The organism is Spongiimicrobium sp. 3-5 (assembly GCF_046557915.1).
Lineage (GTDB): Bacteria > Bacteroidota > Bacteroidia > Flavobacteriales > Flavobacteriaceae > JBHEBG01.
In genome coordinates this window covers 134,986-161,078 of the sequence record NZ_JBHEBG010000004.1, presented here as the reverse complement: position 1 = coordinate 161,078, position 26,093 = coordinate 134,986, and the positions used below count along the sequence as shown (strand labels likewise).

Genomic DNA, 26,093 nt, shown 5'->3' with positions numbered 1-26,093 from the left:
AGTTTAATTTTTAAAACAAGCAAATATATGGCCAAATGCTCAGTTTATGCCAAACTGGCATTAGTTTGTTGTTTTTTATAGGCCAGTACCGCTTTTACAAAACCTACAAAAACCGGATGCGGGCTGGCCACGGTACTTTTATATTCGGGGTGGTATTGTACCCCTACAAACCAAGGATGGGAAGGAATTTCCACAATTTCTACCAATCCGGTCTCCCTATTTATCCCTGAAGCTATGAGCCCAGCTTTCTCAAATTGTTCCTTATAGTCGTTATTAAATTCGTAACGATGGCGATGTCTCTCTGAAATTGAGGATTCTCCCCGGTATACTTCTTTAACAAGACTACCATCTACAAGCTCACAATCCCAAGCTCCTAATCGCATTGTACCTCCTTTATTGGTAATGGATTTCTGTTCCTCCATAAGGTTAATGACAGGAGAAGCCGCATTGGCCTTCATCTCGGTAGAATTGGCATCGGACAATCCCAACACATTTCTTGCAAACTCTATAACAGCCATCTGCATTCCCAGACAGATGCCCAAAAAAGGAACTCTGTTTTCCCTGGCATACCTAACGGCCTTTATCTTACCTTCTATTCCTCGTTTGCCAAAACCGGGAGCCACCAGAATACCGTCTAACCCTTTCATTTTCTTTTCAAAATCGCCTCTAGTAATATGTTCTGAATGGATAAATCTTACATTTACCTTAACCTCGTTCATGGCACCTGCATGGATAAAAGACTCCAAAATAGATTTATAAGAATCTTGAAGCTCCACGTATTTGCCAATAAGGCCAATGGTTACCTCATTTTTAGGGTGTTTATGACGATCCAAAAATTCCTTCCACTGTTCAAGATCTGGTCGCTTATCATCAGGAAGCGCCAATTTTTGAAGCGCCACTTTGTCCAGACCTTCTTCTTGCATCATTAGGGGAACGTCATAGATAGTAGAGGCATCAATGGATTGTATTACCGCTTCCCTTTTTACATTACAGAACAAGGCCAATTTCTGTTTCTTTTCATCGGATATATCATGCTCTGTTCGGCACACTAAGATATCGGCTTTAATACCGCTTTCCATGAGCGTTTTTACGGAGTGTTGGGTAGGTTTGGTCTTTAATTCACCTGCTGCAGATAGATAAGGCACCAAAGTAAGGTGGATTACAATTCCATTGTTATCCCCCAGCTCCCAGAGCAATTGCCTCACAGCTTCAATATAGGGAAGCGACTCTATATCACCTACCGTACCTCCTATTTCCGTAACTACGATATCATATTCCCCACTATTGCCCAAAAGCTGAACGCGCTCCTTAATTTCGTTGGTTATATGCGGAACTACTTGTACGGTCTTTCCCAAGAATTCTCCCCTACGCTCTTTTTCGATAACGCTTTGGTAAATTCTTCCAGTGGTAACATTGTTCGCCTGTGAAGTGCGTACGTTTAAAAAACGCTCGTAATGTCCAAGGTCCAAATCGGTTTCCGCACCATCATCGGTAACATAACATTCCCCGTGCTCATAAGGGTTTAATGTACCGGGATCTACGTTAATATAGGGGTCTAATTTTTGAATGGTAGTCCTATAACCGCGGGCTTGTAAGAGCTTAGCCAGCGAAGCGGCAATAATTCCTTTTCCTAAGGAAGAAGTTACACCTCCCGTAACGAAAATATACTTGGTCTGCGACATGATCGAATTCTGTGTTACGGGGCGTAAAGTTACAAATTTTGTGTAACTAATCAGTGTCTGTCCGGTGGAAAATCGTTACGGATTTTGCGAATAAGAGATTCTAACCCATTCGTTTTAATCTCCAGGGTACTTCTTAAGAGATTCCCCAGTTTGCCTTGGGGAAAACCTTTTCGTTGAAACCAAACCAGATACGCTTCGGGCAAATCTATCAAATACTTACCTTTAAACTTACCATAGGGCATTTTGTAGTGGACCAATTCTAGTAATCTATCGTTATCTGGTTTTATATCCATTTTTAAATCTAAAAAAAATTATCTTTAAGCGGCATAAAAATGATAAAAGATGAAACGCAGAACATTTATAGGTACTTCGGTAGCAGCCTCCATGGGTGTAGTGGCAGGCAATAGGGCCATGGCTGCAGAAAAAAAGGAAGAAATGGGGTTTAAGCTTAAAAACAATATCAAACACAGCGTTTGTCAGTGGTGTTTTGCGGACATTCCGTTAGAGCAATTCCTAAATACGTTGAATGAACTGGGTATTAAGGCAATAGACCTTATTGGTCCTAAAGATTGGCCGTTGCTAAAGAAATACGATATTCATTGTTCTATGTGCAACGGTGCCGAAATTAGCCTAACAGAGGGTTGGAACGATCCGCAATATCATGCTATTCTGATAAAAAACTATACCGAAATAATTCCACAGGTAGCCGAAGCTGGGTATACCAACCTAATTTGTTTTAGTGGAAACCGAAGGGGTATGGATGATGCCGTAGGACTAGACAATTGTGTGGCTGGACTAAAAAAGATTATGCCCCTAGCGGAAAAACATGGTGTTGTAATCCAAATGGAGCTGTTTAACCAAATAGACCATCCGGATTATATGTGCGATAGCTCGGCTTGGGGGGTTGACCTATGCAAAAAACTTGGCTCCGAGAATTTTAAACTGTTGTATGATATTTACCATATGCAAATACAGGAGGGCGATATTATCCGTACCATACGGGACAATCATCAATATTTTGGGCATTACCATACCGCCGGCGTGCCTGGCAGGCACGAAATCGGAGAAGATCAGGAACTCCGTTATCCTGCTATTGTAAGAGCCATAATTGCTACCGGATTTAAAGGACATTTGGCGCAGGAGTTTATTCCTACTTCGGATGATAAAATTGAAGCCTTAAAAACAGCCTTTTTGATCTGCGATGTCTAATAGGCGGTAAATCGGATTTAACCGCTATTCTTTTAGTTTTTTAAGGAACTCTTCTTTTCGCCTTACAGCCACCTCAATATGTGAGCCATCGGCCATAAGCACGTAGCCGCCTTTGCCCTTCAGGTATTTTTCTACAAAAGCCATATTGATAAAATGGGATTTATGGATTCTAAAAAAATAATCCTCCCCAAGGAGTTCTTCAAAATGTTTCAGTGTTTTGGTCGCGGTTATTTTTTTATCGCCTACATGGAAAATATTGGTATAATTGCCATCGGACTGGCACCTTATTATATCATTAGTGGTAAGAAGTATAAGTCCATCCAAGGTTGGAACAATAATTTTCTTTGATCTCTTGACTTTATGTTCAAAATTATGGAAGAGGGCTTCAATTTTTTTTGTTGTATCCTTTAGCCCTGTTTTCTCCCTAATGCGGGTTATGGTTTCTTCAAATTCTATGGCATCTACGGGTTTTAACAAGTAGTCGAGCGCTGAAAACCGAAAAGCTTCAACTGCATATTTGTCATAGGCCGTGGTGAATACAATTTCAAAATCAATGCTTATTAGTTTACGGAGTAGATCAAATCCTGTCTCATCGTTCAAATGTACATCCAGAAAAACCACATCGGGTCTTTCAGAATTAATAAGCTTCAAGGCTTCGGACACCGTATTACCACTACCCGCAAGGGTAAGAGTTTCCTGATACCCGCTAAGCAATTGCATTATGCGGTCTATACAATGCTGTTCATCATCTACAATAATGGCCTTCAACATAGTTTTTTCTTAAAAGCGTAATTCCAAAGGTAATTTAAGTTCCACACGCAATCCCTGTTTTTTATCGAACATGGCTACACTTCCCTTTGCCTTTTTTAGCTGGTTTATAATATCCAACCTATTTTCGGTGATTTTAATTCCCATTGAGGAATGATTTGGTTTAACGTCTAACTTTCTTTTGCGACCTACCCCATCATCATCTACTGTACATACCACCATATCATCTTCTTTTTTAATAGTAATATCTATATGCCCCATATTATCCTTTTTGGCAATGCCGTGCCAAATACTATTTTCGATGAATGGCTGTAACAACATAGGAGGTACCAAAGTATTTTCCACATCGATATCTTTGGCAACCGTAATCGTATGCGATAGTTTATTGGTTAAACGTAGGGTCTCGATTTGAATATACAATTCTGTCAATTCCAAATCTTCCTTAAGATTGATCCACTTCTTCTCCGAATTTTCCAATATGGCCCTGGTGAGCTTAGAAAATTTCAGCAAATATGCATTGGCGGTGGTCACATCATTTTTGGCCATATAATCACTAATGGAATTTAGGGCATTAAAAATAAAGTGTGGATTCATTTGCGATCGTAAAGCCTTCAATTCCGTTTCCGCTACTTTGGCATGGAATTCCGCAATCTTTTTTTGATCCAAGGCATCCCTACGTCTTTTGTAAAAAACATACCCAACAATAGAAATCAACAATAAGGCAATACCGCCAATTATGGCACCATTTTTAATAAGTCGTTGTTGTTTTATCTCTGCATTTGCCTCGGTCTCTTGTTTCTCTAGTTTAAATTGCATTTCCTTACGGATAAGCGCTGCCTTTTTCTCTTCGCCCAAAACACTATCCCTGAATTGTATATGATTTTTATATGCCCTAAGGGCCGCATCGGTATTGCCAAGTTGCTCGTTAGAAGTACTTAGTACCTGCCATGCATCTGCCTGCCATTCCACTGCATCCATTTCCTTTGCCAATTTTAGGGCTTCATTACCTTTTTCCCGGGCCACTTCATAATTCTCCAATAAAATGTTCACTTTTCCGATACTGTTCAGGGCCGAAGCTTCTATATACTTGTTTTCAATCGATCTCGCCAGATCGGCCGCCTGCTGATAATACGATAGGGAAGTTTCATATTCCTTTTTGTCCTTATATGCGATACCTATATTGTTGATAATGGCCGCTATAAAATAATTGTTTTTTTCCTCCTTGGCAATGTCCAGGGCTTTCTGCAAGTGGAGTATTCCTTTGTCGTATCGGCCCATATCATTGTAAACAACACCAATATTGGTCAATGCCCTAACCTGATCGGGTTTTTGATCTAATTCTTCAGCAGTGGAGAGGTACGCATTATAATTTTCCAGGGCCTTTTCATTTTGTTTCATATCCGCATGGATATTGCCCAGATTTCCATAAAGGCTCGCCTCAAGTATTTTCTCGTCTGCCGCTTGTGCTATCTTTAAACCTTCCTGAAAAGCATCCATGGCGCCCAAGTTATTGGCCATTACGTAATGTAAATTTCCTTTTTGCCTTAATGCGCTTGCCATTCCCTTGGGCCAGGTCAGATCAGAAGAAATAACCAAGGCCTCATCTACATATACAAAAGCTCCCTCTGGGTCGGTATGGGTCATATTCCATGCTGTATTGACCAAAAGGCCCACCCGTACCGAGTCCCTTTTGGTATGTACATTTAACTGCTCTAAAAGCGAATCCAAGACACGTTCTTGGGAAAACACTGTTAGTGAGGATAATAGGAAAAGAATTAGGAATGTGGCGTTCTTGGCTTGGTTTGGCATAAAGGGCTGATTAAATCTCAAATTTAATAGTTTTTAGTGCTCATGCCCCATTATATGGAGGAAATAAAAAAAACAGCAGCATGTGAAGACAACCATCAAGCCTTTTTTAAAAACACTTATGTAACAATACCCTACAGGAAAATATAAAAACAATACGTTCAATAAATAGCCATGGTACGGACCAATGATTAGACTTACCTTTCTTTTTTAAGAAAAATAAGTACTAAAACAGTTAAAATGAAAACCCTAAGGAAATATACTTTGCTTTTGACACTTCTTACTTTTTGCACAGTGAATGCACAGCAAAAAAAAACGGAAGAGCCAAAAGTCATTAAGGAGGTAGACCAAGTAGATAAAAAAGCCGAAGAGGTCAATGAAACAACCAACAATACAAACACTGCCATTAAAAATACCGTTGAAAACTCTAAGGAAACCCTAAAGACTATAGGTTCGTTATTTGGGTCGGGTAAAGGGAAGGCAAATAAAAAATCTAAAGGCGCTATCAAAATAGACATTAAAGAGGTTACCTATGACGATGAGCGCTTAAACAACCTCTATACCCATATTTCCAATGCAAAAGGCGTAAAAAAAGCCTCGAAAAATTTTAGCAATGGCAAAGCCTCGATCAATGTGGTCTGCAAAGAAAATGCCGACACACTGTGGGATGGGGTTCCTAAAAATGTTAGAAATGCTTTTAAGATGCTACAGATAGATGATAAGAGCATGGTGTTAGAACTTGCAGCGGCGCAACTAGCGGATTAAATTTATACAAAACAGGCTTCCCTTTTATAAAAAAACAAATTACAATGCTCAGCAAACTCATAAAAGTGTCATTTGCACTACTACTTCATTTCCTATTTGGCACCAGTGCTTTTGCCCAGGATGGTACAGATCCCATTGAATTGGATAATAGCGATATCATTATCTACAAAGCCCCAGCCACATCTTTCGAGGATATCCATATTCAAAGTCATAAAGGGTTGCCACGCTTTGGAGAAATTGATAGATATCTACAAGTATCACCGGCCGTAAAAAGTAAATATGGTAGAAGACCGTATTCAAAAAAAGTAAGGCAAGACCCCGCTACAAGGAAAAAGGTGCAGCTTTTATATAAAGGATATGGAAACATGACAGAATTGATCCGAATGAAATATATGAAATCCCTATATGACGATATGGACAAAGATCGGATCAGCAAGCCCGACTATCAAAATAAAGAGGGAAAAGACATGCGTTCATATGTAGCACAAACCCATCTTAGAAAATTGGTCCACAAACTGTGCTCTACCGAAGTGTTCGATGCTGCTTACGGAGGTGCCAATGAATTTGAACGACAAAGAGGCTACCAAAATTTTGTGAAGGAACATCTACAACAACTAAGAACTTGGAGCAAGACTTTTTTTACGGAGAATAGTATAGAGGGCTATTTGGTTACTGTAACGCACTTGGGGTCGTATGATTTTGACAAGCAGGGGCATTGGATCAACATACAGCCTACAATGGGTCCAAAATTCGGTACTCAACATTTTGCCACACTTGAGGCGAAAAGTCCGGTTGAACATAATATCTTGAATCTTACGAAGACTAAACACCCAGGAAGCGTAAAATCCTTGTCCGCATTTTTGAAGATTCCTCCAGCCAAGGCCGAGCAACTTTTGGAACAGAATACAAAAAGAGTATATGTTGTAAGAAAAATAAAAACGATATACCAGGATATTGTAGATACCCAAGGCAGGGATCCGGTATTAAAATTTAATTTCCATCACCTAAACAATATCATGGAAATCTATGAAGATGCAGGTCTTATCAAGAAATTGGATGAAATTTCCCTGAATCAGCTAAGCATCCCACCTAATTGATAAAAAACATCATATGAGTTTTGAAAAGTATTCCGAGGTATTGAAAATTAGAAATCTAAAATTGGTTTTTATTGTTATTCTTCTTACGTCATGGTTCCTTAATGCGCAAACTGATGATATAACAACCTTGAATGCCAACAGCTACAAAGCCATTAAGACCTTTACGCCACCATCGGACAAGTTTATTTCGATAAAATTACAGACCTATAAGGGGCTTTTGCGGTTCGGTGAACAGGACAATTATTACAAATTGCCAGATGGTAGCTACGTAAATCACAAATCGAAAACGGCCTATGAACAAGCCGATAAAAAGAATTGGGAAATTGCGTTGGGGCGCCACGCTCTCTTAGAACTTTTAAGATTTAAATATATGTCCCCTATTTATGAAGATATGGACAAAACCTTGCTTACCAAACGTTCCAACAGCATGTACCAAAAAGAAAAAAATTCCTTTACCGCACAAAGCAATTTACTGAGACTGGCCAGTGCGGTGACCAGTGCAAAAGATATGCCCCGTTTCTTTTGTAATCCCAAAGCAAAAGATTGTACTTATGACCCTGGCAGGGATTTATATTTTCACCGAAATGTGGGCAGCGGAGAATACTGGGGTGGGCAAGGCGCAAGTGAATTTAAACAACTGGGAGCGTTCACTTCCTATGTAAATGAAAATTTTGAAGAATTGCAAGAATGGAAAACCAATTTTTTTCCCAATGATGTGGAAGAGGGTTATTTTGTTATTGGGGCACACTTGGGCATTTACGATTTTGAGAATAAGGGGTACTGGATTAGATCCCAGACGTTTCGGAACAATGGGAAATTATTTCGATTCATGGATTTGCAGGCGGCCAATTCCAACGAACGAAAACTGGTACATCCACAAGGGGTGGAAATCCTTTACAAAATATCCCCCGAGGAAGCAGAAAAACATACTGAAGAAACCAAAAACCTATTTCTGGTATTTAAGGTGAAGGTCCAAATAAAGGGCATGGAGTATAATAATGAGAATGTACATGCCACTTATAGTCTGCAAAGTCCCATAATTGAATTATATAAAGATGATAGTCTCACCCATAAATTTGGAGAAATCTCCATAGAAACCATGACCACTAAATAACCCCAACAAAAACGGAACAAAATGATCTCAAAAAAAAAGTCGACCTCAATCTTCCTCTTTTCCATGCTGCTTCTTTGGCAATCTATTGCGCTTAGGGCACAAACTGGGGAAGAAAACACAATTACCTTTAAATCTCCTTCTAAAAAGTTCGTAGATATAACCCTGCAGTCCCACAATGGATTGATACGCTTTGGCGACCTGTATTATCATAGGGGTGTAACCCCACCCACCAACACGCAAGCATTCAATGAATTGGTAAACATGAAATATCTAACGGAGGCCTATGCGGATATGGATAAGACCAAAATTTCGAAAAAGAGTTATAACGGTCCCACCGATAAAAAAACCGAAAATTCCCTGATTGCACAACATCAGCTAAAATTATTGGCCGGGCTTGTTTGTACGGAGGAGACATTGAAAAAGTATTTTTGCCCCGATAAGGGCACCCAACCTTGTAAGTTTATAGATCAATACGGAGAACGAAGGCATTTGGGCTACTGGGGTGACGCTCGTGACAACGAATTTGCACAACTGAGGAGTTATACTTCATTTACCAAGGATAATCTAGAAGACCTGCAATCTTGGAGCAGCACTTTCTTTACCAACGATACCGAAATAGCATACGTAGTAACTAGGGCCTCCGTTACTGGCCCCTATGATTTTCAGAAGAAGGGATATTGGCTGGGTGCTAAATTAGGAGGCAGATCGCAATTGATCAATAATCTAACATTTGTTCCCTACAATGAGAATGAAAGAACCTTGACCCAAGGTCGTAAGGTATTGGTTACCGTGGCTCCCGCCCAAGCCAAAAAGTTGGCCCTTCAGAATAGAGCGCCTCTTTTTATTGTAGCAAAAGCAAAGATTTACCCAAATAAAAAAATACCCATAACCGGCTCTCGTGTACCTTTTGCCTATGAACTGGAAAATCAGACTTTGGAAATCTATAAGGACATTAAGTTAAAGGAGAAAATAGGGGAAATCTCCGTGGAAAACCTAATTTCCAAATATTGATTTAACCCTGATAAACCTCAAAATTAATAATTATGTCATATAAAAAAAACATTGCCCTATTGCTAATAATGGCTGTTATACCCTTTATTTATTTTGATAACCTAATGGCCCAATCGGAGGCGGAAGGTATGGATATGAACGACGTTTACGTAATTGAATCCCCTTCTCCCAAGTTCAAATCCATATACCTTCAATCCCACAAAGGATTGCCAAGGTTTGGCGCACAAAACGTGTACCATATCAAAAACGCACGGGGCGGGGTTATAGGAGTGGACAAACCCAAGAATAGTTTATTGACCCAAGGTTACCAAAATTATTTCAACTTACTAGAAATGAAGCAGCTATCTGCGTATTACGACGATATGGATCGAGAATATCCCACCGAAATGACACGTCAAAATAAGGACAACAAGAAAGACGTTCATTCTTTTGTGGCACAGAAAAGGTTTTTGTCCCTTGCCTATGGCATAAGTTCCGACGATCAGATACATAACTATTTTTGCGATCCTAAAGACCCAAACTGTAGATTTCGAAGAAACTGGGGAGGTTCTAGGGACGATTTTGTGATGCAAGAAAACTATGCAGCTTATGTAAAGGCCAACCTAGATGAATTAAGGGCTTGGAGCAAAAAACTTTTCAAGGACAATTCGGAGACGGCCTTTTTGGTACACAAATATGAGTTTAATCCCTACGGCAATCCTGTGATATCCTATGATTTTGATAAAAATGGATTTTGGGTGGATATAGTTCCCAGTGGAAGAAACCACCATCATAAAGGGTTTCAATTCCAAAGGGATGAGGCCTTCTTCTTGGAATTCTTACCCGAGACCACCTATGGGAACGCGCATTTTAACAGGATGCAAGATCCAAACAGTTATTGGCCAAAAATGCTCTTGAAAATTGCTCCTTCCGAGGCGGAAGCACTGATCAATAGAAAATCCAAAAATTTATTCGCCACCATAAAAGTGAAAATTATATACAAGGAGCTAGACACATCACAACCTTCCTCTCCCTATCTAAAGTATACTTATCACTTGGCCGATCCCATAATAGTATTTTACGAAGATGTTGAATTGACACAAAAAATTGGGCAGATTTCCTTGGAAGATCCTATCTATAAGCAATAACCTCCCGGTTCGGATGCAATTTTCTTCTGAATAAGGAATATTACTGGTTACTTTTTATGAAAATACGGGTACCGTTAACGGGCCAGTGCCTCTTCTATTCTTTTGTTCCAGATACGTTGTTGGTCGGCGTTTCTAGAAAAATTGGTTTCTGCATCATATTTTTTTTGATAGGCGTCCAATGCCTTAATAATATCTCTATAAATGGCCCCTACTTCGGCTTTCACATTTTTAGTGAATTTGGTTTCCCTTAATATCCGTCTCATTTTACGGGCATACAGTTCGGAAATATCAAAATGATGTTGCTCATGGGCCAAAATAAAAGCATCGCAAAGTTCTGGATGATACCAAGACTTCCTTGGATAAAAATGCGTACTTACGGTGAAATCTATCTCTACCTTGTCCTTACCTAAAAGCGACGAAAACTTATAAGTAATGCCACTTGCGGTTACAGCGGCTATTCTTCCTCTTTGTTGGGGCTTGGCCTTAAAATCTGACCATTTTAATTTTTTGTCGGCATGCCATGAAATGGTTTCGTACTCTTGAGCATGTCCCAGACTTACCCCTAGAAGTATAAAAACAAATATGGTCCTTATAGCGTCCAATTAAAAACGATTATTCTTTCGATTTCCGGGTGTAGGCTTTGATTTACCGGACAGGTATGTGCTGTACGTTCCAATATTACCCTATGCTTATCTATTACCCTGGCAGGTAAGCTAAGAACTACTTCAATTTTGGAAATTCTTCGTGGATCCGATGCCATATGCTTGGTAACCTCCCCTGTGGAGTTTGTTAAATCTACCTCTAAGCCTCTTGCCTTTATTCCCATAACGGTAAGCATACAACTCGCCAATCCGGTAGCAACAGTATCTGTAGGTGAAAATGCCTCGCCCAATCCATTGTTGTCTATGGGGGCGTCGGTGATAAAACTATTACCAGACCTTAAATGTACACTCGTTGTACGTAACGATCCGGTATAGGTAACTTTTGAAGTCATATAAATAGTTATGGATTAATTTCCTTGATCTGCATTTCGCTATAGGTCATGATATAAGAGGCCGTATTGAAGTACCCTGAAGTAATGTCCTTGTTATAGTCGAACTTATTACCGGTATATTCCATTTCACCAATAAATTTTGATGCCTCAAAGAGATTGTCCTTATAGGCCAATTTCAATAAGAGGTCAAAGGTCATATCAAACCCTCTGGTTGCATATCTATCGGGAACTGCTCCAAATCGCTTACGATATAACTTAACAAAATTACCGTTCCCTGCTTCCCTATCTACCGAGGGGTAACAAAAATTAAGTTTTGAAAGATGAGAACTGGAAATAACGTCGTTCTCAAAAGCTTTGTTTTTATTGGTAGTGAACATTTTAATTTTAATATCCTCTGTAATGGACGAGTTTAATATTGAACTTACACTAGATACAATCTTAAAATTATCTGTTTCCACAAACACCCAATTCTCGTTCTCTTCGGATAGCATAGCAGTAAATACGTCTAGATCAATGGCGATATTTTTTTCCTCTTCTTTCATAACAACTGTTTTGGCCAAGGGAAATTTTTCCAGGATACGTGCTTCTACGGGTTTATGATTTTTATCGGCTATGATAATTATATTTTCCTTTTCATATTTTTCTTCAATGAAAGAAAGTATACGTTCCCTTAAAATCTCATCGGAGGGTATGGAAAAAAACACATTGTTGAGGCTAATGTCACTTTTGGCGGCTATCGGCGCAAGTACAGGGACATTATAGTTGGCGGCTTGTACAGCAACTTCGTTCAATAAGTTTGGGTCCAAAGGTCCTATAATGGCACTTACATCATGTAAATTTTCCTTCTGCAATACTTCTCTCACCCTATCCTGACTTCTCTGGGTATCAAAGGTTTTGACATCTGCCGAAATACCAAGTTTAGCAATGGAATCTAACGCTACCAATGCACCCGAATACAACCCAAGACTATATTTTATATCATTTCTTTTTTCGATGGTATTTTGAGTGCTTTCCCTGTTCCTAAGATTAAGCCGATCTAATCGGAAAGGAAGCATAAAAATCAATTTAGGCTTATTTTCAGTGCTTATGCTGTCCAGTAAATTAATTTTATCCAAAATCAGCGCATTCTTAACCTCAAACTCGCCTGCCCTGTCTTTGGGAAGTTTCAGTACCATCCCAGCTTTAAGGCCATCTGTAAGGCTAGGGTTCAGCGATACCAAATCGGTATAGGATATCTTTAGGTTTTGCGTTAATCTAAACACATTCTGACCCGGTTTTACTTCATAAAAGATAAAATTCTCGGTATTTACTTCACCACTATCCGCATTTTTCTTGGGGAGACGAATAAGCATTCCCTCTTTGAGTCCTCCTCGTTCCAATATTTCCGAATTCAGGGCTATGATCTCTTGTGAACTAATATTGTACTCCTTACCCAAACTGTATAACGTTTGCTTGGGGGGTACGGTATAGGAAGTATATAGCTCTACTTCTTGTGCTTCTACACTGCTACCGGGTAATTTTGGCAGCTTTAATATTTGACCCTCTGCAAGGTAACTCGTTGTTTTAGGCAACTCAGGGTTTAGTACTAACATGCTGTCTATGGTAATGCCATACTTGTGGGCAATACTCCATCTGGTTTCTTTGGGTTGCACGGTATACTGTTCAAAATCTAGAGAGTCTACTACCACTTCTTCCAATCTTACTCTCCTATATTTTGGTATTTTTAACCGCATTCCTTTCTTTAGTTGGGCAGAATATAGGTCGCGATTGTATCGTTTTATATCATTTTCCGTTATATGATATCGGTTAGCGATACCGTATAAAGTCTCTTTTCTTTTAACCCTATGATTGGTGAACCCAATTGGTTCTTCTTGTTCTGGAACCTCTTGTACGTCTTGTTGGGTAATTTGAACCGTAACGTTGCTATTTTCAGTCGTTTTCGAATCGGTAGGAATTACCAAAATTGTATTGGGCCGCAAGACATCTCCTTGTTTTATCTCCTTATTGTATTTAAGAATATTGAACGGAGTTACCCTATATTGTTTGGCAATACTGGTTAGTGTCTCACCTTTTTTAACAGCATGCGTGGTAAATTGCTGGGCAGCCAAGTTGAGGCTAAAAAGCATTATTAACAAGCTAGTTGCGATGTATTTAATAGGTAAGATCTTCATTTTTATTCCCATTCTATAGTGGCAGGTGGCTTTGAACTGATATCATATACTACTCTATTAACGCCTTTTACCTTATTTATTATATCATTTGATGTTTTTTGTAAAAACTCGTAGGGCAGATTTACCCAATCTGCGGTCATCCCATCGGTGCTTTCCACTGCTCGTAGTGCAACACATTTTTCATACGTTCTTTCATCACCCATTACGCCTACACTATCTACGGGTAAAAGCATGGCTCCGGCCTGCCAAACCTTATCATATAGACCCCATTCTTTTAGTCCGGTAATAAAAATGGCATCTACTTCTTGTAAAATAGAAACTTTATCGGCCGTTATATCTCCCAAGATCCTAATAGCAAGTCCAGGGCCGGGAAATGGATGTCTTCCTAAAATGTTGGTATCTATCCCCATACTTGCACCTACCCTACGTACCTCGTCCTTAAACAGCATCTTTAAAGGTTCTACCACGTTTAGTTTCATAAAATCGGGTAGACCACCTACGTTATGGTGACTTTTTATAGTTGCCGATGGACCTCCCGTTACTGAAACAGACTCTATCACATCGGGGTATATGGTACCTTGCGCCAACCATTTGGCATCTTCTACCAAATGTGCTTCATCATCAAAAACCTCTATAAACACCCTTCCTATTATTTTACGTTTTTTCTCGGGATCACCCTCCCCAGCCAAATTATCCAAAAAGCGTGCCGAAGCGTCCACACCCTTTACATTAAGGCCCATATGCTTATATTGGTCTAGTACTGCATCAAACTCATTTTTACGTAAAAGCCCGTTGTTTACAAAAATGCAATGTAGGTGTTTTCCAATGGCCCTATGCAACAATACAGCCGCAACCGAAGAATCTACACCTCCGGAAAGTCCCAATATAACCTTATCGTCCCCTATTTTTTCCTTAAGCTCTGCCACTGTGGTTTCTACAAAGGCATCGGGTGTCCAGGTTTGGGCAATACCGGCGATATGTACCAAAAAGTTTTCCAGCAGTTGTTTGCCATCTGTAGTATGATATACCTCTGGGTGAAATTGTATTCCATAGGTATCTTCACCTTCAAATTTGTAGGCCGCCATTTCAACATCGTGTGTACTTGCCAAACAAATGGTATTTGGCGGAAGTTCTTTGATAGAATCTGAATGGCTCATCCATACCTGACTACCCGTAGACAGTGCTTTAAAAAAAGGTTCCTCATTTTTGATATAGGAAAGTTTGGCCCTACCATATTCACGGGTGTCGGACGCAGCTACCTTACCACCGTTAAAATGTGCCAAATATTGCGCTCCGTAACAAACACCCAATAAAGGCACTTTTCCTTTTATTTGGGATAGGTCGGGGTGTAATACGTCATCACCGCGAACGGAGAATGGAGATCCCGATAGGATTACCGCTTTATAGGACGACAAATCCTCTGGTAAATGGTTAAACGGTTTAATTTCACAGAAAATATTCAGTTCCCTTACTCTACGAGCTATGAGTTGTGTATACTGGGAACCAAAATCTAAAATAAGGACGTTGTTTTGTTGCATGGGCAAAAATAGTAATTTGAATTGTTTGAAAAAGGTTCTTTTAAGTATATTTATGATCATACCTTAAAAAAAATGGTGATTGAAAATTACAGGGCTATGTAGCTACAAAAAAATGACCAAAAAATAAAAAGCCCTGACAAGGACGTCAGGGCTTTTCTTAATCAAAAACCAACCTAAACACATGAATTTATGACACTTATTTCTTTTTCTAAATTGCAGCTCGAAAAAGTGTATCGAATGTATTGATGGCACTCAAAAAAACGATACCTAAATCTTTTTCACAGCAATCTTTGTATATATAACAACGTAATCCCAAAATACCCTACTTTAATTTGTAACTTTTTTTGTTTCGCCCATAAAACCTAAGCATGATAGATACTTTTTTTCAGGAAATAAACAAGGAACTACAATCCGCTCTTACCACAAAGGGACACCCCTTTAAATATTTTACACTGGCAACTACGGGCGAAGAAAATAATGCCCGATTGCGTACTGTGGTCTTAAGGAATGTTTCTTCCGACTTAGTTTTAACCTTCTATACCGATGGGCGCTCTAAAAAAGTAGGGCATATTTTGGACCATAACCAGGTGAGCCTACTATTTTATGACCCAACTAAGTTACTACAGCTTACCATAGAAGGGGTTGCCAGAATAAATACAGACCAAAAAATAAAACAGGAACTTTGGAAAGATGTGCCTACAAAATCGCATAAGGCATATACTACCACGGATGCTCCGGGCAGTGGTATACAAAACCCGGATGACATAGAGTATTTAAAAGACAAGGACTTTTTTACCGTCATTCATGTTGAAGCAAGAAAAGTAGAATATTTGAAACTGAACGAACCGCACCATTTAAGGGTAGCGTTTCAAAAAGAAGATGGCATGTGGATTGGCCAGTATTTAGTGCCTTAGTACGAAGAATTCTGTTTTCAAAGGTTTTAAGGCAGTTATCAGCATAGGAATAAGATCTTCTCCCCATTCCATATAAAGTTCGGAAAAATTAAGGTTTCGTTCTTGCAAGGATCCATTGGGAAACAGAATATTCTGTATTTCCGTCATTCTAATAACCTGATCTTTCAATTTTCGTTTTTGGGCTTTCAACAAACGTTTTTCCAAACGATCTAAACCCTTATGTTGTTTTTTTTCTTGCGCCTTTACAGCGCCTATAAAAGATTCGTCGGTCTGTTTGGCCAATTCGTACAAGGCTTGGAACTGCGTGGTTAAACTTTCTTTTTGAGGAGTAAAATCAATATCAATATTAGAAATCTCCCTTATCTTTTTATTTATAAAGGTATTCTGCTTTAAAAACAGGTCGGCCACTTCTAAATTAAGCTTCCCCACTTTTGCATATTGTTTTTCTGTGATAAGCAGTGCCGAATTACGGAGTAAGAGCATTGGAAAAGTAACTTTTACTGCCTCAAAAGCACTTTTCAGTTCTAACCAATAGGCCAACTCTCCTCCCCCCCCAATGTAACAAAGGTTGGGCAAAATTACCTCTTGGTACAAAGGCCTTGTAATTACATTAGGCGAAAACCGCTCTGGAAACTGGTTTATTTCGGTAATCAGCTGTTCTTTGGTAAATTCAATTTTAGTATCGTTTACCACGAAAACCCCTTTCTTTTCAATGATCCTTTCCCGAATGCCATCGGCCAAATAAAAATAATTGATTTCCCTAGGATTAACTTGAATCTTGTATGTATCGGAGGTAGCCCTCAACTGGGTAGCGGTCTTCGTTACCTTGTCAAAACTTACGTTTTCCAATACTTCTTTCTCAACATAGGGTGTCAAAAGGGATTTAAGTGTTTTATCGTCCCCATCTAAGATTACAAGCCCATAGGCCCCAAAAAGTTCATTGGCCAAAAATCGGGTAGCTTCTGTTAAACTCTTGTGTTTAAGGTACGCACTGGAGAACAAAGTCCTTAAAAAATTGGCATTTTTACTATCACCCAAGGCATTGGAAAAAACTTCATAAACGGCTTCCAAACCTTCGGTATCCAATTTTCCAACAGCTCCCGACGCCTCTCTGTTCCACTGTATTTTTTTTCCCGCATAATTAAAATAATTGATCTCTTCAAAATCGTGATCTTCCGTCGCCATCCAATATACCGGGACAAAGTACTGATCAGGATATTTTTTCTTCAATTCTTCCGTAAGGTTAATTGTGGAGATAATTTTGTAGAGAAAGTAGAGCGGGCCCGTAAATAGATTGAGTTGATGACCGGTAACAACGGTAAACGTATTGTCTTTCTGTAACTTATCTATATTTGTCTGGGTCTTTTTGTGTATTTGTACGCCTTCGTATTGATTTTTAAGTGCCTTGTTAAGTATCCCTCTATGGGTTTTGGGGTAATTGGCTCTCTTTTCCTCAATTTGTTCCTTAAAGTTGTCCAAATTGGGAAATCTATGGTAGAAATTCTTTAGGGTATCGGCTTCTTCAAGATAATCGCATATCAAATTTGAGAAATAACCAGTCTGTTTAAAGGGTATACAATCGGTGTCCATATAAAGCCTAAAAAATACGGGTAAAGATAAAACTCTAACGCTTTTCAGTTCCTAAAAATACGTTAAGAAGTTGGGGCATGCGACAAAAGAATGGAAAAACTGGGTTACGGGGAACAACTTAAGCAATGAAAGAGATTCTATTATTCCTAAGACTTAATTTACATATTTATTGCTAGATTTGGGGCCTTACAAACCAATTCATTGTTTATGAAGCATTTCCTTTTTGCTCTTGCACTGCTACTTAGCATGTCTTCAGTTGCCCAGAAGTTACAATCTCCATCGGCCTTTTTAGGATACCCGGTGGGAACACAATTTACAAGACATTATGAGGTCGTTGCCTATTATAAACATGTTGCGGAGACTATGCCATCTCGGGTACAACTAATAGAGTATGGCCAAACCAATGAAAGGCGGCCCTTAATATTGGCCTACATTTCTTCTGAGGAAAACATGCGCAACTTGGAACACATAAGACAAGAGCATCTTAAAAGTACCTTAGGTGATGTAAATGGCTCCAAGGCAATTGTTTGGCTTAGCTATAATGTACATGGCAACGAAAGTGCAAGTACGGAAGCCTCCATGCTTACTCTTTACGAATTGCTTACCGCTAAGAGCAGTTATTTGGAAAATACCATCGTAATTATGGATCCTTGTATAAATCCGGATGGGCGCGATCGTTATTCCAACTGGTACAATCAATATAAGAATACACCCTATACCGTTGATCCAAATAGCAAGGAACACCACGAAGGTTGGTGGAGCGGACGTTCTAATCATTATATGTTCGACCTTAACCGAGATTGGGCCTGGTTAACACAGATAGAGAGCAGACAACGTCTTAAAAAATATAATCAATGGTTACCACATGTACATGCCGATTTTCATGAGCAAGGTGTAGACGACCCCTATTTTTTTGCGCCTGCCGCGGAGCCTTTTCATGAGGTAATCACCGATTTTCAACGTAAATTTCAGGTCACCATTGGAAAAAACCACGCACGCTATTTTGATGCCAAGGGCTGGTTTTATTTTACCAAGGAAGTTTATGATTTGTTCTATCCAAGTTACGGAGATACCTATCCTTCCTATAATGGGGCAATAGGAATGACCTATGAGCAAGGAGGTAGTGGCCATGCCGGACTGGCTGTTATAAACAACCTTGGCGATACCCTTACCCTTAAAGATAGAATAGCGCACCATTACACAACTGGGCTGTCTACCGTAGAAGTTGCCTCTAAAAACTTCTCTGAACTAACCGAGGAATTTAAAAATTTCTATAAGAACAAAAATTACAAGTACAAAAGTTATGTGCTATATGGCAATACCGACAATATGGACGCCTTAACCACTTTATTAGATCAGCACGAAATACAATATGGCGCTACCAACAGTTCAACGGCAAAAGGATATCACTATTCTAGGGCAAAAAATGGAAGTTATAGAATCCCGAAAGAGAACTTGGTAATTTCCACAAATCAGTCCAAAGCTACACTCGTAAAAGTCTTGTTTGAGCCAAACGCCAAACTCAGCGATTCCATAACTTATGATATAACGGCGTGGTCCTTGCCCTTTGCCTACGGTTTGGAGGCAATTGCATCGGAAAGTTTAGTATCTACAGAAGCATACAGAAAAGCACCAGCCGAGCAAATAGCTTATAGTGAAAATGCCTATGCCTTCATTTCTGATTGGAATAGTATGAAAGATGCGCGTTTTCTCTCTCGATTGCTTCAAAAAGGCATTCGAGTGCGTTATGCAAAAAAACCTTTTACCCTGGATGGAAAAAGTTATGATAGCGGTAGTTTAATAATTACCAAAGCCGATAACGCTAAACATCAGGATTTCTTGGCAACTCTTAAAACAGTTAGCGAAGATCACAACAAAAGCCTGACCATTGCCAATACCGGTTTCGTAGACGAAGGAAAAGACTTTGGGTCGCAATACGTAGAGATGGTTCCTAATAGCAAGGTAGCCGTACTCTCTGGAGAGCCTACCTCAACTTTGCGCTTCGGAGAGGTTTGGCATTTTTTTGAACAACAATTAAACTACCCTGTTACTGTTATCGATAGCGATTATATAAGGCAAGTAGACCTTTCCACATATGATGTGCTTATCTTACCAAGTGGCACTTATGGGGATAGGTTTAAGGAACGTTATTTGGATAAACTTAAGGTATGGGTAAACAACGGAGGTAAACTGATAGCAATGGGAGGCGCTATCAAAGGAATTACAGGAGAAAATGGTTTTGGGTTGGCAGCCAAGGAAATTGAAAAGGATTCTGCTGCCCAGGTATCTATTTATGACCAAACAAGGAGGGAACAAATAAAAAACTCCATTACCGGAGCAATTTTTAAAACCAATGTAGACAATACACATCCCCTCGCTTTTGGTTATTCGGATACCTATTTTTCTCTTAAACTTGGAAACAGTGCCTATGCCTTTATAGACGAAGGTACCGTATCTTATATCGGTGATAGTACGGAACCTGTTGCCGGATTTGCTGGTAGTGAGGCCCAAAAGCGAATAAAGAACACAACGGTTTTTGCCATGGAACAACACGGAAAAGGAAAGCTCGTCTATATGGTAGATAATCCCCTGTTCAGAGGTTTTTGGGAAAGTGGCAAACTCTTCTTTGTCAATGCATTGTTTATGGCGAATTAGCTTTTAACCCGGTTCCAATTTAGAAAATACAATTGTTATGGTAGTAAGGTTAAGGGCAAAACTGTATTTTATAATCCTGGCGCCACTAATTTTTGGTATGGCCTGTAAAAACAGGGACCAGAAGTCTAATGTACCCAATGCCAACGCTGATCAGAAAATATCCCTCCCTCATAACCAAAGGGATTCGCTAGGGCGTCCAAGCATTGTTTCCACTACCGATTGGTTAATGGAAGCGGGCCTTCAACAGGTAGAAAGTGTTCTTTATGACACCCAAAACAAAGCCCTTTACGCCTCCAACGGAAAGGATTATAAAGTGGGGAACGACGGGTTTATTTCAAAAATATCGGCAAATGGAGATCTCTTGCAATTAAAATGGGTGGTAGACCTAAATAGGCCAACCGGGATGGCCCTGTTTGAGAACATGTTATATATAGCCGACGTAAACCAACTTGTGGTAATCGATACCCAAACTGGCAACGTACTAAAAAAAATGAAATCTCCAATAGAAAATGCAGGTCTAAACGATGTAGCAATTACCGAAAAAGGTGATGTTTATGTGACAGCCTCTTTTGTTCATGCCGTATTTAAAGTGGTTGATGGCGCACTGAAAACTTTTGTTAAAGACGAGGAAAGCCTACAATGGGCCAACGGAATAATTGCGAAAGATGGTCTGCTCTGGATTGCTGGCCTAAACCTATGTACCGTAGTAATTGAAACAAAAGAAATTAAAACTGTAAAATTAACACCGGAAGTAGAGGATTTTGATGGCATATGTTCCGATGGGGGGCAAGGTTTTTTTCTTACCACAGTTTCCAATAGGGCTCTTTGGCATCTAAACGGTAGTTTGCAAATGTCCAATTTAAAGGATGGGAAGGCATACTTTGGGGATTTGGATTATGTACAAAGCCATAAGTCCCTTTATATTCCACGAGGCATTGGGGAAAGTGGCAAATTCTACATCTCTAAATATCTATTGGACTAGACATCGGTGTCCCGTGCAGGCCTTTCTTGGTCTAAAAAATAAAGGTATATTGATCATCATATAGATTATGCATAAAAGTATCTCCATAAAAAGTCCAAAGTATACTTGGTTATCGGACCCCTCGGTTTTCAATATTGGTCAAGAATCCCCTGCAGCCTTTAGACATATACCGAGAACAGCGGATAATGTCTTGCTTTTAAATGGTGAATGGCATTTTTTATGGGGAGAAAACATTACGGATCTTCCCAAAGACTTTTTAAATTTAGATCTCGGGGACACTGCCTGGAAAAGCATCCAAGTCCCTTCAAATTGGGAACTTAACGGTTATGGTATTCCCATTTATGTAAATGACCGCTACCCTTTTCCAAAAAACCCGCCTTTTGTACCCAAAAACAACCCTACGGGAGTATACAAGAAGCGATTTTCGGTACCGGAAAGTTGGGACGGTAAACAAGTGTTCCTCGTTGTTGGCGCTATTAAATCTGCGGCTTACTTTTGGATAAATGGAGCGTTTTTGGGTTACAACCAAGATAGTAAAACCGAGGTTGTATTAGATATCACGGCATACGCCAAAGATGAGGTGGAAATTGTAATCCAGGCATTTAGATGGTGCGATGGCAGTTATCTGGAATGTCAGGATTTCTGGCGGCTCAGCGGTATAGAAAGGAGTGTTTACCTAGTAGCCCACAACCCTGTTTATATCCAAGACCATAAACTTACCGCTTCGTTGATCAACAATTATAAAGACGGTGTCCTAACCGTAAAAACATCCATTATCAACAAATTTATCCGTGGTGCTACCGGCACCATAGAAGTAACACTTACAGATGGTCGGTCCGGACCAACAACGGCTTCGGCCAATTACGGTTGCGATCCGGGTAAATCCGTAGAATCGGAGATTACCTTAAATCTGCCGGATGTAAAGCCTTGGACAGGTGAAACCCCCTATTTATACGATTTAAGTATCACGCTTATTGAAAATGAAAAACGGGTCGATCAGATACATACAAAAGTGGGGTTCAGAAACATTGAGATTATCAAAAATCAACTTCATATTAACGGCCTTCCACTTACGATTAAAGGTGTAAACCGTCATGAGCACGACCAGGATACGGGCCATGTAATTACCCGTCAGAGTATGGTTAACGATATTTTGATGATGAAGCGTTTTAATATTAACGCCGTAAGAAACTGCCATTATCCAAACGCACCGGAATGGTACCGGCTCTGTGATGAATTTGGGCTCTATGTGGTAGATGAGGCCAATATAGAGAGTCATGGTATGGGTTTTGGCACAGAGAGCCTTGCAAAAAGAGAAACCTGGCAAGCAGCACATTTAGATCGTGTGGAACGAATGTACCATAGGAGTAAAAACCACTGCTCTGTAATTGTTTGGTCTATGGGTAACGAAGCCGGGGACGGTATAAATTTTGAAGCTGCCTACAAATGGTTAAAGCAACAAGACACTACCCGACCCATACAATACGAACAAGCTGAAGAGCGAGCCCATACCGATATTATTTGCCCCATGTACCCTACCCTGGCACAGGTGGAAACCTATGCCAAAGAACGTGGTGACCGTCCGTATATCATGTGCGAATACTCCCATGCCATGGGCAATAGTAATGGGAGTCTTAAGGATTATTGGGATCTAACCCATCAATATGATTGCCTGCAGGGTGGTTTTATTTGGGACTGGTTAGACCAAGGGTTACGCACCGTAAAAAATAAAAAAGAGTTCTGGGCCTTTGGTGGGGATTTTGGGCCCTCGGGTATTCCTAGCGATGGTAACTTTTGCATTAATGGGCTGCTCTGGCCCAACGCTAAGCCCAAACCGGCCATTTGGGAAATGAAGAAAGTATACCAGCCTATACAATTTTATATGGTAAACACGGCCATAGGATCATTTAGGTTGCAAAACCAATGGTTGTTTACGGAGGTTACCAACTATCTGCTACAATGGACCATTATTTCGGAAATGGGTACAGATCAACATGGTGAATTACCGCTCACCATCGCATCCAACTCGGAGGAACTTATCACCATTCCATATTCGTTTTCTAAATTAGATGGTCTTTTTGACCATTATTTAAACCTTCAAGTGGTTGCCAAAGAAGCCAATACTTGGGCCGAAAAAGGGCATATCTTAGCAACGGAACAATTCTTACTTAAAAAGGCCAAAACCATTCCGGAGTTAAGCCCTGATAACTTTACCGATGCGGTTAGCGATTTAAACAACCACTTGGTACTATCCGGTCCCGATATCGGCGTTGCCGTAGATGTAACGTCCGGATTAATTACTTCTTTTACAATTTCCGATAAGGAGTTTCTATTAGCTCCCATAAGGCCTATATTCTGGAGACCACCTACGGATAATGACTTTGGATGGGAAATGCCTTTAAAATACGATTATTGGAAAAAAGCGCATGACCAATTTAGGCTGGTATCCATGCGTCATGACTCCTCTATGATCCAATGTACTTTCGATTTAGGAAATAACAGGGCACAATTGCATTTAACCTATGTAATGACGGATAAGAACCAATTACTGATACAAGGTACCCTCACCATAGAAGATAATTTACCAACATTGCCCAGACTGGGTCTGCACCTTACATTAATAGATGAACTCCATGATATCCAATGGTTTGGTAGAGGTCCACACGAAAACTATGTGGATAGAAAATTTGCGGCACATATAAACGTACACACTTCCACAGTAAGTGAGCAATATGTACCGTATTTATCACTACAAGAGAACGGTGCTAAACAAGACTGTGCCTGGATAAAATTATCGGACACTAGTAGACAATATGGTATAAAAGTTTTAGGAAAGGATCCCTTCTCCTTTAGTGCTTTAGATTATAGTTTGGCACAGTTATCCAGAAAAGAACGCAACACAGGTAGGAGTCATGAACTATCTAGAAAGGGTGGCATCCATCTTTGTATTGACCATAAACATATGGGGGTGGGCGGAATAGATTCCTGGCTATCGCCTCCCGAAGACGAATACCTCCTTAAAGAAAAGAGCTATACTTTTAATATCTTTATCGAAACCACATAACCAAACAACCAAAAATTATGGAAAGTTCTATCTCTAATATAGACATTGGTATTGTCATTTTCTATTTCCTCCTTGTTCTCTTTATTGGTCTTTGGATTTCTAGAAAGACCAAAACCGGAGAAGATCTTTTCCTTGGTGGGCGCACCTTTGGTTGGGGAGTTATCGGATTATCATTGTTTGCCTCCAACATCTCTGGTTCTACTATTGTAGGCCTTGCCGGGGCAGCCTATACCACAGGGATAGTAAATTCGGTCTACGAATGGATGTCGGGCCTTCCATTGATAATTGCGGCACTCATTTTTATTCCGCTTTACTTACGAAGTAAGATAACGACCATTCCCGAATTTTTACAATTGAGATATGACCGAAGATCACAGTTATTTTTCTCGGCTATAACCGTTTTCAGTACCATTCTGATAGAAACAGCAGGAGCACTGTATGCTGGTAGTTTGGTGTTGCAGACTTTTTTTCCAGGGCTTATTATGTGGCAAACGTCTCTTGTTTTGGCCGTTGTAGCAGGTATTTATACGGCGGGTGGCGGACTTAAGGCAGTGGTTTATACCGATGCCATACAGGCAGTAATTCTAATTGTAGGGTGTGGTATAATCTCTTGGATACTTTTTGGACAATTGGATTATGATTGGGACAAGGTAGTTGCATCGGCCCCAGAAGGCCATTTTTCAGTAGTACAACCTATTGATGATCCCGGATTACCATGGCCAGGACTGCTTATGGGAGTACCTTTTCTCGGGTTTTGGTATTGGTCTACCAACCAATATATTTTTCAAAGGGTATTGGGAGCAAAAGATATGAAGCAAGCCAGATGGGGCGTTGTTTTTGCAGGCTTTCTAAAAATAATTCCACTTTTTATAATGGTTATTCCCGGTGCTATGGCCATTAGCCTATTTCCGGATATTGCCAACGGGGATGCCGTATTCCCTACTTTGGTGACCAAAGTTCTCCCCGTAGGTCTTGTAGGTCTAGTGTTGGCTGGTGTTATTTCGGCGATTATGTCTAGTGTAGATTCTGCCCTAAATTCATCCTCTACCCTATTGGTCATCGATTTTATAAAACCAAAAAGACCAAACATAACAGAAAAGGAAATTGTTAAATATGGGCGGATCACTACCTTGGTGTTAATGATTGTTGCCGCACTGTGGGCCCCGCAAATACAGAACTTCACAGGTCTGTGGGACTACTTGCAACAAATGTTCTCCATTATTGTGCCCCCCATAGCCGTTATTTTTCTTGTGGGTGTATTCTTTAGAAGAGGAAATGGCGATGGTGCTTTCTGGACATTAATCCTAGGTACGCTAGCAGGTGTCTTATTATTTGTGTTGGAACAGTTTGATCTTTGGCACCTTCATTATACCATGAATGTGGGTCTAATGGTTATTTTATCAACAGCAATATTCGTTGTTGTAAGTAAACTGACCCCGGCTCCGGATGCCGAGAAAATAAAAAAACTTACTTATAGGAAAGCACTTATTATGGATAGTTTTGAAGATGTACCGTGGTACAAAAACTATATCTATCAAACCATTTTACTTGCACTCACCATTTTTGGAATACTTATTTGGTTATGGTAAAAGAACTTTACAGCCAT

At 39.9% G+C, this 26,093-nt stretch carries 20 protein-coding genes; 11 read left to right on the top strand and 9 right to left on the bottom strand.

All coding sequences use genetic code 11. The annotated features are described in order from the left end of the window. Window positions 1-44: 44 nt before the first annotated feature. Entirely contained in the window at window positions 45-1,682 is a 1,638-nt protein-coding gene (locus ACEQ81_RS15015) for a CTP synthase (protein ID WP_411031732.1), read from the bottom strand. A 50-nt stretch (window positions 1,683-1,732) separates the two neighbouring features. Continuing rightward, entirely contained in the window at window positions 1,733-1,975 is a 243-nt protein-coding gene (locus ACEQ81_RS15010; protein ID WP_411031731.1) for a DUF3820 family protein, read from the bottom strand. A gap of 49 nt (window positions 1,976-2,024) precedes the next feature. On the opposite strand from ACEQ81_RS15010, the gene ACEQ81_RS15005 reads away from it, so the two are divergent. Then, entirely contained in the window at window positions 2,025-2,891 is an 867-nt protein-coding gene (locus tag ACEQ81_RS15005) for a hydroxypyruvate isomerase family protein (RefSeq protein WP_411031730.1), read from the top strand. A 24-nt stretch (window positions 2,892-2,915) separates the two neighbouring features. On the opposite strand, the gene ACEQ81_RS15000 is transcribed toward ACEQ81_RS15005, so the two are convergent. Both ACEQ81_RS15000 and ACEQ81_RS14995 read right to left on the bottom strand, forming a co-directional pair. After that, window positions 2,916-3,662, bottom strand: a complete 747-nt coding sequence (locus ACEQ81_RS15000; RefSeq protein WP_411031729.1) for a LytR/AlgR family response regulator transcription factor — start codon at window positions 3,660-3,662, stop codon at window positions 2,916-2,918. Window positions 3,663-3,671: 9 nt separating this feature from the next. Continuing rightward, window positions 3,672-5,489 (bottom strand): tetratricopeptide repeat protein, encoded by a 1,818-nt coding sequence (locus tag ACEQ81_RS14995; RefSeq protein WP_411031728.1) that lies wholly within the window; start codon window positions 5,487-5,489, stop codon window positions 3,672-3,674. A 216-nt stretch (window positions 5,490-5,705) separates the two neighbouring features. On the opposite strand from ACEQ81_RS14995, the gene ACEQ81_RS14990 reads away from it, so the two are divergent. The 5 genes from ACEQ81_RS14990 to ACEQ81_RS14970 are packed head-to-tail and all read left to right on the top strand — an operon-like array spanning window position 5,706 to window position 10,579. Continuing rightward, window positions 5,706-6,230 (top strand): hypothetical protein, encoded by a 525-nt coding sequence (locus ACEQ81_RS14990; protein ID WP_411031727.1) that lies wholly within the window; start codon window positions 5,706-5,708, stop codon window positions 6,228-6,230. Window positions 6,231-6,274: 44 nt separating this feature from the next. Beyond that, the gene (locus tag ACEQ81_RS14985; protein ID WP_411031726.1) at window positions 6,275-7,327 is read left to right on the top strand and encodes a hypothetical protein; all 1,053 of its coding nucleotides are present in this window, start codon (window positions 6,275-6,277) and stop codon (window positions 7,325-7,327) included. 13 nt (window positions 7,328-7,340) lie between these two features. Beyond that, window positions 7,341-8,441: a hypothetical protein gene (locus tag ACEQ81_RS14980; protein WP_411031725.1), complete on the top strand. Its 1,101-nt coding sequence runs from the start codon at window positions 7,341-7,343 to the stop codon at window positions 8,439-8,441. A 21-nt stretch (window positions 8,442-8,462) separates the two neighbouring features. Next, window positions 8,463-9,452 carry a hypothetical protein gene (locus ACEQ81_RS14975; RefSeq protein WP_411031724.1) on the top strand — a complete coding sequence of 330 codons (990 nt, stop codon included), beginning with the start codon at window positions 8,463-8,465 and terminating at the stop codon, window positions 9,450-9,452. A 32-nt stretch (window positions 9,453-9,484) separates the two neighbouring features. Then, the gene (locus ACEQ81_RS14970; protein WP_411031723.1) at window positions 9,485-10,579 is read left to right on the top strand and encodes a hypothetical protein; all 1,095 of its coding nucleotides are present in this window, start codon (window positions 9,485-9,487) and stop codon (window positions 10,577-10,579) included. Between the two features lie 74 nt (window positions 10,580-10,653). Here the strand turns inward: ACEQ81_RS14970 and ACEQ81_RS14965 are convergent, their stop codons facing one another. Genes ACEQ81_RS14965 through guaA form a run of 4 tightly spaced genes read right to left on the bottom strand, consistent with a single transcriptional unit; the run spans window position 10,654 to window position 15,282 of the window. After that, the gene (locus ACEQ81_RS14965) at window positions 10,654-11,181 is read right to left on the bottom strand and encodes a DUF922 domain-containing protein (RefSeq protein ID WP_411031722.1); all 528 of its coding nucleotides are present in this window, start codon (window positions 11,179-11,181) and stop codon (window positions 10,654-10,656) included. Then, window positions 11,169-11,573: an OsmC family protein gene (locus ACEQ81_RS14960; RefSeq protein ID WP_411031721.1), complete on the bottom strand. Its 405-nt coding sequence runs from the start codon at window positions 11,571-11,573 to the stop codon at window positions 11,169-11,171. Before ACEQ81_RS14960 ends, ACEQ81_RS14965 begins: the two co-directional genes overlap by 13 nt. A gap of 8 nt (window positions 11,574-11,581) precedes the next feature. After that, on the bottom strand, window positions 11,582-13,744 hold the full coding sequence (locus tag ACEQ81_RS14955) for a LysM peptidoglycan-binding domain-containing protein (RefSeq protein ID WP_411031720.1): 2,163 nt from the start codon (window positions 13,742-13,744) through the stop codon (window positions 11,582-11,584). Window positions 13,745-13,746: 2 nt separating this feature from the next. Continuing rightward, entirely contained in the window at window positions 13,747-15,282 is a 1,536-nt protein-coding gene (gene guaA, locus ACEQ81_RS14950) for a glutamine-hydrolyzing GMP synthase (protein WP_411031719.1), read from the bottom strand. Window positions 15,283-15,650: 368 nt separating this feature from the next. Between guaA and ACEQ81_RS14945 the strand changes: the two genes are divergently transcribed. Beyond that, entirely contained in the window at window positions 15,651-16,196 is a 546-nt protein-coding gene (locus tag ACEQ81_RS14945) for a pyridoxamine 5'-phosphate oxidase family protein (protein ID WP_411031718.1), read from the top strand. On the opposite strand, the gene bshC is transcribed toward ACEQ81_RS14945, so the two are convergent. Next, window positions 16,185-17,786, bottom strand: coding sequence for a bacillithiol biosynthesis cysteine-adding enzyme BshC (gene bshC / locus ACEQ81_RS14940; protein WP_411031717.1), 1,602 nt, complete (start codon window positions 17,784-17,786; stop codon window positions 16,185-16,187). The two genes, ACEQ81_RS14945 and bshC, sit on opposite strands and share 12 nt — an antisense overlap. A 207-nt stretch (window positions 17,787-17,993) precedes the next feature. Here bshC and ACEQ81_RS14935 point away from each other — a divergent pair, with 207 nt between their 5' ends. From ACEQ81_RS14935 to ACEQ81_RS14920, 4 genes are all read left to right on the top strand, one after another. Continuing rightward, on the top strand, window positions 17,994-20,441 hold the full coding sequence (locus tag ACEQ81_RS14935) for a M14 family metallopeptidase (protein WP_411031716.1): 2,448 nt from the start codon (window positions 17,994-17,996) through the stop codon (window positions 20,439-20,441). Window positions 20,442-20,478: 37 nt separating this feature from the next. Then, the gene (locus ACEQ81_RS14930; RefSeq protein WP_411031715.1) at window positions 20,479-21,423 is read left to right on the top strand and encodes a hypothetical protein; all 945 of its coding nucleotides are present in this window, start codon (window positions 20,479-20,481) and stop codon (window positions 21,421-21,423) included. Between the two features lie 67 nt (window positions 21,424-21,490). Beyond that, window positions 21,491-24,487 (top strand): glycoside hydrolase family 2 TIM barrel-domain containing protein, encoded by a 2,997-nt coding sequence (locus ACEQ81_RS14925; protein WP_411031714.1) that lies wholly within the window; start codon window positions 21,491-21,493, stop codon window positions 24,485-24,487. A 17-nt stretch (window positions 24,488-24,504) separates the two neighbouring features. Further along, window positions 24,505-26,076, top strand: a complete 1,572-nt coding sequence (locus tag ACEQ81_RS14920; RefSeq protein ID WP_411031713.1) for a sodium:solute symporter — start codon at window positions 24,505-24,507, stop codon at window positions 26,074-26,076. Window positions 26,077-26,093 lie beyond the last annotated feature (17 nt).